We start from the raw sequence: 13,352 nt of genomic DNA on the forward strand, positions 1-13,352 counted from the left end.
GTGAATAAAAGGACACGCACCATTGCCGGTGAAGACATCGCAAGGAGCGTTGCCGACGCGCTTCAGTACATCTCGTATTACCATCCTCCAGACTATATCCGGTACCTTTCGCAGGCATACGCGCGCGAGCAGAGCCCATCGGCAAAGAACGCCATAGGGCAGATACTGCTGAACTCTCGTATGGCGGCATTTGGGCGGCGGCCGATTTGCCAGGACACCGGTCTCGTGGTGGTTTTCGCCAAGATCGGCATGGGTGTTCGTATTCAGTCTGCGGCCAGTTTCGCAGACCTCGTGAATGAAGGCGTCCGTCGGGCATATCTCGACCCCGACAATCCCCTTCGACCATCGATCGTCTCGGATCCGCTTGGCCGCCGATTGAACACCCGCGACAACACGCCAGCAGTCGTCCACGTCGACCTTGTGCAAGGCAACCAGATTGAGATTACCATCGCCGCAAAAGGCGGCGGGTCGGAAAACAAGGCCCGTTTCACCACCCTTAACCCCAGCGCGTCCGTTGCCGACTGGGTGGTCGACACCGTTTCGACCCTCGGCAGCGGATGGTGCCCGCCCGGCCTGATCTCGGTGGGCATCGGTGGTAGCGCCGAAAAGGCGATGCTGCTCGCCAAGGAGGCCATGAACGAGCCTATCGACATGTCGGAACTGCTTTCCAGGGGACCTGCCAACGCGGAGGAGGAACTGCGGATTGAGCTCTATGAGCGAATTAATGGGCTGGGCATCGGTGCCCAAGGCCTTGGGGGCCTGACGACAGTCGTTGACGTCAAGGTCGCGACCTATCCAACCCACGTGGCGTCCAAGCCCGTGGCACTGATCCCCCAATGCGCCGCCAACCGCCACCTGACGTTCACATTGGATGGTAAAGGACCAGCGCAACTCCAACCACCCGACCTTTCCCAATGGCCCCAGATCGGTCCCGAGGACTTGCAGACAACCGGCGTGCGTCGGGTCAACCTGGATGAGCTGACGAGGGAAGAGACAGCATCATGGCGCCGCGGGGAAACTCTTCTTCTATCGGGAAAGATGCTGACCGGCCGCGATGCCGCCCATAAGCGAATGGTCGACCTTATCGATGCCGGTAAGCCGCTCCCGGTCGATCTGCGGGGACGCGTGATCTACTATGTCGGACCTGTCCGCGCGGTAAGGGATGAGGTCGTCGGGCCGGCTGGCCCGACAACCTCAAGCCGCATGGACGATTTTACGGAGAAACTGCTCGCGCGAACCGGGCTTTTTGCGATGGTGGGCAAGGCGGAGAGGGGGCCAGCGGCTGTTGCATCGATTGCCAGACACAAGACACCCTATCTGGTCGCAGTGGGTGGCGCTGCCTACCTGATATCAAAATCGATCAAGGCCGCGCGGCTCGTTGCCTTTGAAGACCTGGGCATGGAAGCGATGTATGAATTCGAGGTCCAGGACATGCCGGTGATCATGGCTGTCGACGTCGAGGGAAACTCGATTCACAATTCCGGGCCGATTGAATGGCGCAAGCTCATGGCTGCCGACAGCATCGCGCGCAACATCGGCGTTTGATATTCCCGTCAAACAATTGCCCTGCCTCGCCTGTCATAGGCTCCGAGAAGCCATGCGCTTGGTTGGGGCAAGCTGCGAATGAGCCCACGCCCCAGCCACCGGCGACGAACGCAACGTTTAGTTGGCGCTCGGCACCATAGATGCAATTGGCGCGGACCCAAAAGCAGCCTAAACGTAAGGCCGTGATTCAGCGACGGCAGGCCATGAAGTCGAAACTCAACACCGTACGCCTGGATGCTTGGGACCTTCGGATTCTGTCCGAGCTGCAAGCAGACGGTCGGATATCGAAAAGCGAGCTTGCCAAGCGCGTTCATCTCTCGGCTTCGGCTTGCTCGGAGCGGCTTCGTATACTCGAAGCAGCAGGAGCTATTGAAGGCTATTACGCGCGGCTCAGTCCGACCCTCACCGGGGGCGTGATTTTCGTAATGGTAGAGGTGGTGCTGGATCGTCACCGCATCGAGGACCAACGACACTTTGAAACCGCGATTCTAGGCATCCCCGAGATCTTGGATTGTTGGGCGATCGGGGGCCGGGTGGATTACCTAATGCGCGTCGCAGCTCCCTCTATGGCTGCTTATCAGGAATTTATGGAGGGATTACTGCAGGTAGGCCTCGGGATCGACCAATATTATAGCCTCGTCGTGACGAAATCCGTAAAATCCAATTCGCCGGTACCCTTGTCCGCACTCAGAGAGCGGTGAGTTTCCGGAGTCCGTGTTTTCCGCCGAGATTGGCGCCAGTTCCGTGGATTCCTCGGCCGCGGACGCGCATTTCAACGAAATGTGAGATGTGTACTCCGGTATATTCACGGCTTAAGGGCGGCGACCGAGTGTCCGCTGAACGATGAAGAGGAGAGGGGCGATGAGCCTGACCAATCTGGGAACAGCGCAAGTTCAAGAGAAGGACCGGAATTTCGTATTTCATCCTTCTACGCACTTGGCAAAGCACAGTCGCGGCGAGACGCCAAATCGGATCATGGCCGGTGCAGAAGGCGTCTACATCTGGGATACGGAGGGTCGGAAAAGTCTCGACGGCTTCGGCGGGCTCTACTGCGTCAATATGGGATATGGATGCACTGAGATCGCTGACGCCATTGCCAAGCAAGCGCATGACCTGCCGTTCGCCCATGTCTATGCCAGCCAAGGCACGGAGCCCGTTGCCCGTTTGGCGGAGGCCGTGGTTGAATATTTTGGGCAGAATATGCAAAGGGTCTATTTCGGCCTTTCGGGCTCAGACGCCAACGAAACCAATATCAAGCTGGTTTGGTACTACAACAACATCCTCGGCCGTCCTGAAAAGAAGAAGATCATCTCGCGACACCGCGGTTATCACGGTTCAGGGCTGGTCACCGGTAGCCTGACAGGCCTTCCGTTCTTCCACAAATTTTTCGACCTGCCTTTGAACCTGGTGCGCCATACAACGACGCCACATTACTATCGCCAGGCGCATGAGGGCGAAACTGAGGAAGCCTTCTCCAAACGCTGCGCCGACGAACTTGAAGCCCTTATTCTTGCTGAGGGCCCAGATACGGTTGCAGCCTTTATCGGAGAACCCGCACTTGGGACCGGCGGCATCGTTCCGCCCCCGAAAGGCTACTGGACGGCCATTCAAGAGGTGCTGGATAAGTACGATATCCTGCTGATCGCAGATGAAGTGGTTTGCGGTTTCGCGCGAACCGGTCAGAAGTTCGGTTCTCACCTCTATGGCATGCGCCCGGATTTCGTCACCATCGCCAAGGGCGTCAGTTCCGCTTACCTCCCCATCTCCGGGTCAATTATCGGCGACCGCGTCTGGAAGGTCCTGGAAGAAGGAACGGAGAAGCACGGAGCTCTGGGCCATGGCTGGACATATTCCGGTCATACGCTTTGCGCGGCGGCCGCACTCGCCAACATCAAAGTCCTTAAGGAAAGAAACATCCTGGAACATGTCCAGGATGTCGGGCCCTATTGGCTTTCCCGCATGAAAGCCGAACTGGAGGGACATCCCATTGTCGGCGAAGTTCGCGGCGTTGGAATCCTGTCTGGTGTAGAGATGATGCGGGATCCCAAAGCGCGCATACCTTTTGAGCCCGAGCTGCAGGTTGGCGTGCGTGCCGCCGCTGCTTTGCTTGAGAACGGTGTCATCGGCCGAGCCATGCCGCATGGCGATATCCTCGGCTTTGCCCCACCACTGATCATCACCCGGGACGAAATCGACATCATCGTCGACGCGACCGCGAAATCGGTCGATACGACTTACCGTACGCTGAAGGCCGAGGGCGCGATATGATCCTGGCCGCACATTGATGAGTGGGTAAGAGGCAACCTTGATGCACAGCTGCTGGATCAAGTGCTTGGCGATAAAACCCTTGAATGCCTTGCTCCGCCATTTTGCCGCTGCGTCCGGTCCTCCCATTGACCAAGCTCTGCGCGGCGCGCCCTGCCGGTTTACCTCCCGATCGGCAGGGCACCCTTTTCTGGAATGTTGGATGTGTCACCGCATTCTGCAGGTTCTGCGAAAGCATCATGAACTCCCGCCGTGTACCTATAGTGCCGTCCCTGTAGATGCTGGATTGGGTTCGGTGGCGCATCGAGATGAGCGGCCTCGGCATTGGGTCGCTGACTCCAGATCGCCGTCTCGGCATCTTCCGGCTGGGGAAGGGCAGGTTTTCCAGCTGCCGGAGCCACTCTTGAGATCAACTCGTCCGAGAGGGTCGGGATCGCGGGAGGCTAACGGGTGCGACTATGGGTTTCAAATACAACTAGCATGAGTAGGGAAGGGGTTCGATTGCCTACGAGGAGATGGCTCAGTCAAAAGGTATGTCCGGTATTTCAGGAAAGTGAGCTTAAATGACGCACTACGTACTCACCGTTTCATGCAAATCGACACGCGGTATCGTTGCTGCGATTGCGACTCTCCTGGCCGGCCAGGGCTGCAACATTGTCGACAGTTCGCAGTTCGACGATCTCGACACGGGCAGGTTTTTCATGCGCATCTCCTTCATCTCCGAGGAAGGTGTCAGCCAGGCCGACCTGGAGAAAGGCCTTAAGCCGATCGCCGAGAAGTTCGCGATGGATACTGAGATCCACGATCCCACCAAGCCCATGAAGGTGCTGCTGATGGTGTCGCGCTTCGGCCATTGCCTCAACGACCTGCTCTACCGCTGGAAGATTGGCGCCCTGCCGATCGATATCGTTGGAGTCGTTTCCAACCATTTCGAATACCAGAAGGTCGTGGTCAACCACGACATTCCCTTCCACCACATCAAGGTGAGCAAGGAGAACAAGCCTCAGGCTGAAGTCCAGATCCTCGACGTCGTCGAGCAGACCGGTACCGAACTGATCGTGCTTGCCCGCTACATGCAGGTCCTTTCCGATGCCATGTGCAAGAAGATGTCGGGCCGCATCATCAACATCCACCACTCGTTCCTGCCCTCGTTCAAGGGCGCCAACCCGTACAAGCAGGCCTATGAGCGCGGCGTCAAGTTGATCGGGGCAACGGCACACTACGTCACCGCCGATCTCGACGAAGGCCCGATCATCGAGCAGGATACGGTGCGCGTCACCCATGCGCAGTCAGCCGAGGACTACGTCGCGATGGGCCGCGACGTCGAAAGCCAGGTGCTTGCACGCGCCATACATGCGCATATACACCACCGCACTTTCATCAACGGGGAACGAACCGTCGTCTTTCCGGCAAGCCCGGGAAGCTACGCTTCTGAGCGCATGGGCTGAGCGATGACGCATATCATCGACGGCAAACAGGTAGCGGCAACCGTTATTGATGCGGTTCAGCAAGCAGCTTCTGATCTCGAGCGGACAAAGGGTGTGAGAGCAGGGCTTGCGGTGGTGATTGTCGGTGACGATCCCGCCAGCCACTCCTATGTCGGCGCTAAGGGCCGTATGGCCAAGGAATGCGGCTTCAACTCCCTTCAGCACACGTTGCCGGCGCAAACAACGCAAGGCGAGCTCGCAGGCCTCGTGGCCTCTCTGAACCAGGATACTTCCATCCATGGCATCCTCGTGCAACTGCCGCTGCCGAAGCATCTGGATGCGGATGCGATCATCCAGTCGATCCGGCCGGAGAAGGATGTGGATGGCCTGCATGTCGTCAATGCCGGCAAGCTTGCTACCGGTGACCTGGCGACCGGCCTGATCTCGTGCACCCCAGCCGGCGCCATGCTGCTGGTGCGCTCCATCCATGGCGGTGACCTGTCGGGCCTGATGGCGGTCGTTATCGGCCGCTCCAATTTGTTCGGCAAGCCGATGGCGCAGTTGCTGCTTAATGCCAATGCCACGGTGATGACGGCGCATTCGCGCACCAAGGATCTGGCGTCCGTGGCGCGTGGCGCCGATATCTTGGTGGCTGCGGTGGGCCGGCCAGAGATGGTGAAGGCGGACTGGGTCAAGCCAGGTGCGACGGTGATCGATGTCGGCATCAACCGGATCGACGCGCCAGAGCGGGGCGACGGTAAGACGACCCGGCTTGTGGGCGATGTCTCCTATGCGGAAGCCTCTGGCGTCGCCGGTGCGATCACGCTGGTCCCGGGCGGTGTAGGGCCGATGACCATTGCCATGCTGATGGCAAACACAATCACAGCAGCATACCGTTTGAACGGCCTTTCATCGCCTTCGTTCTGAAATGCTCTTTCGATGTTAATAGGCGACAGCCTCTTGAGTGCTTTTCGACAGTCGGACTTATCTTTGGGTTGGGTTATGCAGATGGATGAAGGCATGGAAATTCCTGTGCACAGGTTGGTCGATGCAGCGACGTCAACTTAAGTTTTCTCTTCATCGGAATGACCCTGCTGCTCGCCGGCCGACGGTCATCCGATCCAGAGGCCCGTCAGGCAAATAGTCGATCCGTGCCACGGGGGCCACAGCAACTAACATTTGTCGACATGCCGTATCAGTCGGGCAATTGCGGCAAACGACGAATGTGTTGGCCACCCTCTCGGGGAGTTACATGAGCAAAGTTTTTGGTGACGCCGGTTCTGCGCTGGAAGGTCTGTTGTTTGACGGCATGGTGATCGCTGCGGGCGGATTTGGTCTTTGCGGGATCCCGGAGCTCTTGATCGGCGCGATCCGGGAGGCCGGCACGACGGGGCTGACGATTGCATCGAACAATTGCGGCGTCGACGATTCCAGGCTCGGCATGCTGCTTAAGACGAAGCGGATCAAGAAGATGATCTCGTCTTATGTCGGCGAGAACGCCGAGTTCATGCGCCAGTACCTGAGCGGCGAACTGGAGCTCGAGTTCAACCCGCAAGGAACGTTGGCCGAGCGCATGCGGGCTGGCGGCGCCGGTATCGCAGACTTTTATACGAAGACCGGCGTAGGCACCTTGGTCGCCGAGTATAAAGAGCACAAGACCTTCAACGGCGAGACCTATGTGCTCGAGACCGGGATTGATGCTCTTGTTCAGATCGACGCCGTACCGGGGAAGCGGCTGATCTCTGTGCCGCTGCATATAGTCGATTAGCGCATCAACGTGTTCCTGCGCCACCTCGAATTGCCTGTTCCCCGGGCCATTAATCGTCTCCCCTGGAGGGGAGGGGCACGACATCCGCCTTGGGAAGCCCGCCCATCTTCTCAAGTCCGTCTATCGTCGACTGGTACCGCTCGAAGAAGCGCTTCCACGTCGAGAAGCCACCCATCTCGGCGACCGACAGGATCATTGCGCGATGGGACGCGATCAGAAGTTCCTTGTCGCTCTGAAGCTGTCCTATCTCTGCGTTCTTTGTCGCCACCAGCCGCTCAAGTTCCGCCCGCGACTTGTTGCTGGAGCGCTCGATTGCAGCCCTGATCGCCTCCTGGTTCTTGACGTAAGTCTCGAACTTGTCTCGGCGGTCCTTGTTGCGGGTGATGTCGGTCGCATGCTTGAAGACGCCGTCGCTACGCCGGACGACAGCTCTCGCAGTGATGGTCTCGTTGTCAGCGATCATCGCCTCCAGCATTTCGTCCAGAAGCGCGTTCAGGTCAGTCATCGAGATCTCTCAAGCGGTTCATGGTGTCGATGATCGTGTTCCCGAACTTCTTTTCCGGCGGCAGGGAGAGGTCCTTGCCGTCAGGGAAGGGCTGCATTCCCGGTTCGGTGGCCAGGGCCTTGACGATGTTCTGATAGCGGATGCGGGCATGGGCGGCCGTCGGCGTCCATGGGACCAGGAAGAAGCGGCGATTGCGCCAGCGTAGCGTGTCGGTCCTGAAGGGATTGCGCGGCGAATCCGGCCTGAAGATTTCATAGAGGTCTTCGATCACCAACGGCGGGAGCGCACGAATAGGCGGTGGTGGCTTCTTGGGATTCGGCGTGAGCTGGCGGTACAGCGTTTCGAGCTTCAGGAGCTTGGCTTCTATTTCGTCGGCTCGAGCGCCGGAAGAGTTTCCGGCATGCCGAAGCATGTCGGTGACGAAGCTGACCGCCGATGTCCAGGTCGACGACTTGTCGACACCGGCGATGGCCGCTTCCTTGCGGAGCTGCGCGAGAAAGCCGACAAGGCAGTCCTCAAGGGCGTCGCCATCTGCCTCGGCGATTAAACGGTCCAGGCAGTCACTACCACGTTGTCGCTGGACGGCTTGATTAAGCCGATCCACGGCCGCCAAATGCTTTCGGCGCGTCGATGCCTCCAGCGACGTTGTCAGCACGTCGCTCCAGACGGTCGCCCAATACCGAGGGACGCCAAGCGGACCGACGCTGACCACGGCGGCGAGCGTGGGCGGCAGAGATGGAGAACCAGGTTGACCGGCATCCTGTCCCGCGTTGTGATGACCGACGCGAGACTTCCATCTCAGGCGAAAAAAGCAACGCGCAAAACCGCTTCTTATCGAGGAAATCCACAATTTCGTGAACGGCGGTTTGAGCGGGAAAAGCAACACTTCTGGAACTGCCGGCAAGTTCCATAAGATATCTTATGCAACTTTCACCAGTAAAAGTAAATAGTTCTTGCCTCCTGCAATGTATATATGTTGCTTTGCAAAGTCTTATCGACAGTGGTCGCGAGGCAAACCGTCAGTGTTGTACAGTAAAGATTTCTCGACATCCCGGCTCAACAGATCGATGCTACTTAACGCCACCTCATCGTCCGATGAAATTGGATAGCAAAGCCCTTGAACTTTTCTGAAATATCGGGGTCGGCGCCCCAGGGTCAGACCATATCGGCCTTCGCTCGCCTAACCACTCGGCGCACTCACTTGTGCGGCATGCAATAGACTCCCTCGGATTCCATCAGTACCGCGCCACCCTTCAACTCGCTCAGTGCGCCGACCCACGCTTCCGAATAAGTGCGGCTGGCATCCACGGCCGTCAGCCAAAGAACGCGATTGTCGGCCAGTTCGACCTTAACTTCCTGCTGCAAAGGGCTTGCCTGTACGGTCTGTTGATAGTGGCGTTTGATCCTGACATTGCTGGCCGGGAACTCAGCTTCGTTGCTGCCGTAGTTCAGCACAAATCCAGTGTGGTCCTCAGCCACTGAGCAACTGCCATCACGCTCACATACGATTTTGGCAGCGGTCTTGCAGTCCCATTTCAGTGAAGCGGGCCACATAGGATTGTCCACGCTTGATCGCGGCCTGTCGCTCTGACCAGCCGCCGTCAGCACTGCGCCTGTGTTCATAATCACTGTGGACAGCAGAAGCGTCTTGAACACTACAAACCTCCATGAGTTGCGACCCCATAGTACCTCGTCCTGCGTGATCGCCTGGCTCATGGCATATTGAGATTGAACCAGCTTTTCTGGCGCACGCCGTTCGCGTCATCATACTCGATGAACCAGGGCTTTCCGCGCATCGGTCGAGGGATGGTGTAGTAGGTGGGGCCATTACCAATGGAATGCCCTCGATCGTTCCCCGCGGTCTGGATTGTTGCCGCAACCGCCTTACCGTCGATTTCGATTTGGACCTGACGTGATCCGTCTCCATGATGCCCGCCGAGGGCGTTGTTTTTGAAAACGACGGGCAAGGAGAGCCTATCAGCCGCGAGGCGGCAGATGTTCCGTTCTTGACCTAAGCCCGGCCGATCGGATTCGGAGCTGCCAATTGCTTGCCAGCCAGACGGACAGTCCTCATACTTGTCAAATCTCGCCGCGCTGGAGTTGGCTTGCGGACAGGTCGGCCAATTAAAACCCGGGGCTTCCATCGCCGCAATCAACTTGTAAATTGGCGGGTGGCACGAGGGGGTGCCTTGCCAGTCGCCGGAAAGACATAGGAGGACCTGACAGCCCCATTCCGACGCTTTTGATTGGGATGGAAGAGCCGCGGCGCCCGCGATGGCGACGGCACCCCCCAGTAGAAATTTGAGTATGGTCATAGCCTTTTCCTCGCTGCAGATTTGACAGTTTACTATGGACGATCCGCGCGAAAAAGGACAGGTCGAAAAGGCAGGTTTGTGCGACTACATCGATTTATGAAACGAGACGACGGAGGCGTGGTGAACAACCCGTTGCGCGCCAACATTGCCCTGACGCTTGAGCGGGAGAGAGCCAGACGCGGCCTATCCCATATGCACATGGCCGAACTGTTTCGGACCGCCGAGGGCGAAAAACTGGCCTATCGAACCTACATTCAGACTGTGCGTCAGAAAAATAATGTCACATTGACGACGCTACAGATCATGGCAAACGGCTTGCAAGTGTCTTTCGCAGGACTGCTCGCCGGCAGTAAGAAAGTTCCGGATTGGGCGCATCGGTTGGACGACAATGCGATCCGCAAGCGGCTGGCGCACATCATCGATTTTGAGCGACAACGACGTAATTTGCACCGCTATGAGATGGCCGAGCTCATCGGCGTGGCGGAGGCGACATACATGAAACTCGAACGCGCGAGTGGCAATATCAGCGTGGACACGATTGCGGCGATCGCCAAGGCGTTGAAACTTGATCCGGCGACCTTCCTCTTTTCCGAAAAGAACCCGCCTGGCAGAGCCGACACCTCGCCCCCCACGAGTGTTCCTAAAGGGCCATAATTCGCCCAGCGCCGGCGTCGCTCCTTTGCCCTGCCGGTCAGGCCCGGCGGCCGACTAGCGCCCCCCGCCGCGGCTGTCGGGCCGCTGCTGTCAGCGTCGGCTGTTAGCGGCGGGAATGATAACAGGACTTTGACATGGATGACGACCGGCCAAAGCCAAACTCATGCTCGCCGGGCCGACTTGTCAGCACGCGACAGAAACCGTTTCAAGCTCAAACCGGCCAATAAAATGTAAGGCGGCATGGCGAGCGAATAGTGACCACAGTTTAATTTCAAAATATTTGGCCTAGCTCCGGCGTCCTTCAGCCTCTGCATGAACCTCTCCGATAGCTCTGGCAACACCACTTTGTCTCTCTTAGCCAACACGACATGAAGATCGAGATCAGGCCGCGCCAAACTGTGTGCGTAATTCTCCAAGTTAAGTGGATCCCAGGCCCTTCTGAGATCGGTCAGCTCAATCTCAGGCTCAAAGCTATCACGTATCAATCGTGTCGCGCGACCCGTCCAAACCATATCCGCTAGACTCCCGGCCGTCAGAAACAACGAGGCTTTTGACACAGCCGAGTCGTGCGCCGCGACCATCCCCGCAACCCAGGAGCCTAAGCTCATACCGAGAACCGAAATCTCTCGATAGCCTTCGATCTTCAACCAACGTAAGAGTTTTCGCCCATCGAACACTGCCTGCCTTACAGATTGGATTGTTCGACCGAGATTAGGGCTAAGCATATAGTCGGCGTGCACGGAGCCGGGACGGCTGCGTTCGAAGTGATAAGGCATAGCAATCTCGACAACCGTGATACCACGCTGGGAGAAAAAGTTGGCAATCTGACGGTTCCGGGCGCTCGCATTCCAATGGTGAAAAATCACCATCGCCTGATCGAACGACCCGCTTTCTGTGATTTTCGCCGACACGACATTGTTCTGTTCAATATCAGTAGAAATGCCCGATGGAAATTTGAGCCACCCATCTAGCCGTTCAAACCCCTGATCACTCACATTCGGGTCATCGAAAAAGGCTGGATCAGCCACAGCCTGGTCCGCAAAGGCACAGAACTCCTCGATACTTGTTATCTTCTTCGCACCTGGAAAGGCGAGTTCCGCGTCAAGGGCGAAATCCGATGGCTTCTTCCCTTCCTCACCGCGCCGCGCCCGCCGCTCATCCCAACGATCAAGCCAACTATGATACACTCTGATTGTTTCCTAACTTACTCGCTTGCCCTCGCCCCAACCCTGGATCAAACAGGCCGTACATTGAGAACAGCAGTCCAACCCCCAGAAGGATCGAAAAGCCAGCAAATGCATCGATCAGCAAGTAGCTAGCCACGAGTAACGCTACGATCGCTGACATTCTCCACAAAGACATATAAAACCGACGTTCAACACCTAAACGGATGGATCCGTATACAAATACCACACAGGTCGAAATAGCGATAAGAAGGCTACTGTAATGGGTGGGCCTACGATAGATGATCTCGGTGCTCACATGGTTGCGTCCATCAAAGGCGGAAGACATATCGCCGACCAGCCAAGACACAATATTCTCTCCACGCGATGTCAGGTAAGCACTCTGGAGCTTCATGACTATGGCGATCAGAAGTCCCAAAACAGTACACCGAAACATCGCACGCATAACCCTGAGGCTGGCTTCATGGAGCTTGTGTTGATAGTCCACCTCCGGCCGATTACTCGCTGTCTCTCCAATACTCCAAAGATCATGGATCACCGTATAAAGCAAAATCAGGCCTACGAAGAACAGATAAAAACAGAGGCACATATACAGGTAAGCGAGCCCCGTGAACACGACCGCTTCCGGCACCGATATAACCTCAGGGCGTACAATCGCTAACGAGCCCCAATCCGTCGCATAGTTGCCACCCCCTTTTAGCAACGGGATTAAAGACACGCCGATCCACTGAAGAAGACCGGCGAACACCACACAAATCAAAAAAACCGCCCAATATGAATACGAAGAAGCTTGTACGGTGCGGGACCAGGCATCGTCGCTCTCCATCTTGTCGCCCTGCGTCACAAGCTTTGGGCGGCCTTCATCTTTCCAAAAGGTCACCAGCTCGGTCACGAAGGCAAAAAACAGTGGCAAAAATACCATGAAGACGAATGTCCAATTCGCTGTCCAAAGAAACCCAACCTGCTTGACGACGCCATCCGCCCGGCCATACGTCACGCTGTGAATCCCTGTAAGGTACGACAAAAACCCAAGAGCGGTGACACCCGCAAACACCGACGCAGGTAAATTCAGGGGAGATCCGCGACTAAAAAACGCCTCCGATTTCCTAGCCAAACTAAAGCGCCGGCTCGGCCCCTTGGGGTCAGTATCCAGTATCAGTTCTACCGGGCAGTCTGTCTCGTCATCGATGGCCGCAGTCACTGCCGTATCTGGAAGCTCCTGCGCAACGCTGCTTCCGGTTCTCTTCCATTCTCGTCTCTTGGCCGATAACCGCGATTGCGCCTCACTAAGCTCCATCTGCCATTCGCTAGTTGCGACCGGATCATCGCATCCAAAAATCCTCGCCAGCCAACGAATGTTGGCAGTGCTAATTCCCTTCTCGTTCTCTTGAAACCAAAGCTGCACCGTTCGCAGATCGACTCCAACCCGATTGGAATCAATCAGTGAAATCGCCTCTGCAAGGAGTTCGGGCGTCCATGGGCCAGCAGGAAACCCATCTTTGTCCAACAGTCGACCCGCACCCGCCGCCGCCAGTCGTTTGAATAGTTCTTTGAAATCACTCCCGTCTCTCGGCGGAGGGAGAAATAACTTTCCGTTCTTAAACAACAACTTATAGGCTCTTTTTTCGTTCCGTTGCGCTAGGCTTCGTATCCTATCGTGCCTTCCTCCTCAATCAACGTTTTTATCAA

12 protein-coding genes and 1 pseudogene are annotated in these 13,352 nt (G+C 57.0%); 7 read left to right on the top strand and 6 right to left on the bottom strand.

Going from position 1 to position 13,352, the window contains the following annotated elements:
- From NKI88_RS24180 to NKI88_RS24205, 6 genes and pseudogenes are all read left to right on the top strand, one after another.
- On the top strand, window positions 1-1,545 hold the full coding sequence (locus NKI88_RS24180; RefSeq protein ID WP_352657744.1) for a fumarate hydratase: 1,545 nt from the start codon (window positions 1-3) through the stop codon (window positions 1,543-1,545).
- A gap of 203 nt (window positions 1,546-1,748) precedes the next feature.
- Complete coding sequence (locus tag NKI88_RS24185; protein WP_352657747.1) at window positions 1,749-2,246, top strand: Lrp/AsnC family transcriptional regulator; 498 nt, start codon at window positions 1,749-1,751, stop codon at window positions 2,244-2,246.
- Window positions 2,247-2,406: 160 nt separating this feature from the next.
- The gene (locus NKI88_RS24190) at window positions 2,407-3,813 is read left to right on the top strand and encodes an aminotransferase (RefSeq protein ID WP_352657749.1); all 1,407 of its coding nucleotides are present in this window, start codon (window positions 2,407-2,409) and stop codon (window positions 3,811-3,813) included.
- 560 nt (window positions 3,814-4,373) lie between these two features.
- On the top strand, window positions 4,374-5,258 hold the full coding sequence (purU, locus tag NKI88_RS24195; protein WP_352657752.1) for a formyltetrahydrofolate deformylase: 885 nt from the start codon (window positions 4,374-4,376) through the stop codon (window positions 5,256-5,258).
- A 3-nt stretch (window positions 5,259-5,261) separates the two neighbouring features.
- Complete coding sequence (locus tag NKI88_RS24200; protein WP_352657755.1) at window positions 5,262-6,164, top strand: bifunctional methylenetetrahydrofolate dehydrogenase/methenyltetrahydrofolate cyclohydrolase; 903 nt, start codon at window positions 5,262-5,264, stop codon at window positions 6,162-6,164.
- A gap of 325 nt (window positions 6,165-6,489) precedes the next feature.
- Window positions 6,490-6,951: pseudogene (locus NKI88_RS24205) on the top strand (CoA transferase subunit A); the annotation flags it as partial.
- 103 nt (window positions 6,952-7,054) lie between these two features.
- Here the strand turns inward: NKI88_RS24205 and NKI88_RS24210 are convergent.
- The 4 genes from NKI88_RS24210 to NKI88_RS24225 all read right to left on the bottom strand — a co-directional run bounded on the left by NKI88_RS24210 (window position 7,055) and on the right by NKI88_RS24225 (window position 9,825).
- Window positions 7,055-7,510, bottom strand: a complete 456-nt coding sequence (locus NKI88_RS24210; RefSeq protein ID WP_352657758.1) for a hypothetical protein — start codon at window positions 7,508-7,510, stop codon at window positions 7,055-7,057.
- On the bottom strand, window positions 7,503-8,414 hold the full coding sequence (locus NKI88_RS24215) for a hypothetical protein (RefSeq protein ID WP_352657760.1): 912 nt from the start codon (window positions 8,412-8,414) through the stop codon (window positions 7,503-7,505). Before NKI88_RS24215 ends, NKI88_RS24210 begins: the two co-directional genes overlap by 8 nt.
- A gap of 293 nt (window positions 8,415-8,707) precedes the next feature.
- Window positions 8,708-9,166: a hypothetical protein gene (locus tag NKI88_RS24220; RefSeq protein ID WP_352657763.1), complete on the bottom strand. Its 459-nt coding sequence runs from the start codon at window positions 9,164-9,166 to the stop codon at window positions 8,708-8,710.
- A 56-nt stretch (window positions 9,167-9,222) separates the two neighbouring features.
- Complete coding sequence (locus NKI88_RS24225) at window positions 9,223-9,825, bottom strand: hypothetical protein (protein ID WP_352657765.1); 603 nt, start codon at window positions 9,823-9,825, stop codon at window positions 9,223-9,225.
- A gap of 120 nt (window positions 9,826-9,945) precedes the next feature.
- Here NKI88_RS24225 and NKI88_RS24230 point away from each other — a divergent pair, with 120 nt between their 5' ends.
- Window positions 9,946-10,479 (top strand): helix-turn-helix domain-containing protein, encoded by a 534-nt coding sequence (locus NKI88_RS24230; RefSeq protein WP_352657767.1) that lies wholly within the window; start codon window positions 9,946-9,948, stop codon window positions 10,477-10,479.
- 161 nt (window positions 10,480-10,640) lie between these two features.
- Here NKI88_RS24230 and NKI88_RS24235 read toward each other — a convergent pair whose 3' ends face one another.
- Entirely contained in the window at window positions 10,641-11,666 is a 1,026-nt protein-coding gene (locus NKI88_RS24235) for an RcgR family putative quorum lactone hydrolase (RefSeq protein ID WP_352657769.1), read from the bottom strand.
- Complete coding sequence (locus tag NKI88_RS24240) at window positions 11,656-13,269, bottom strand: RcgA family putative transporter (RefSeq protein WP_352657829.1); 1,614 nt, start codon at window positions 13,267-13,269, stop codon at window positions 11,656-11,658. The genes NKI88_RS24235 and NKI88_RS24240 overlap by 11 nt, the downstream gene beginning before the upstream one ends.
- Window positions 13,270-13,352: the final 83 nt, after the last annotated feature.

This window comes from Mesorhizobium sp. M0317 (assembly GCF_040321555.1).
GTDB lineage: Bacteria > Pseudomonadota > Alphaproteobacteria > Rhizobiales > Rhizobiaceae > Mesorhizobium.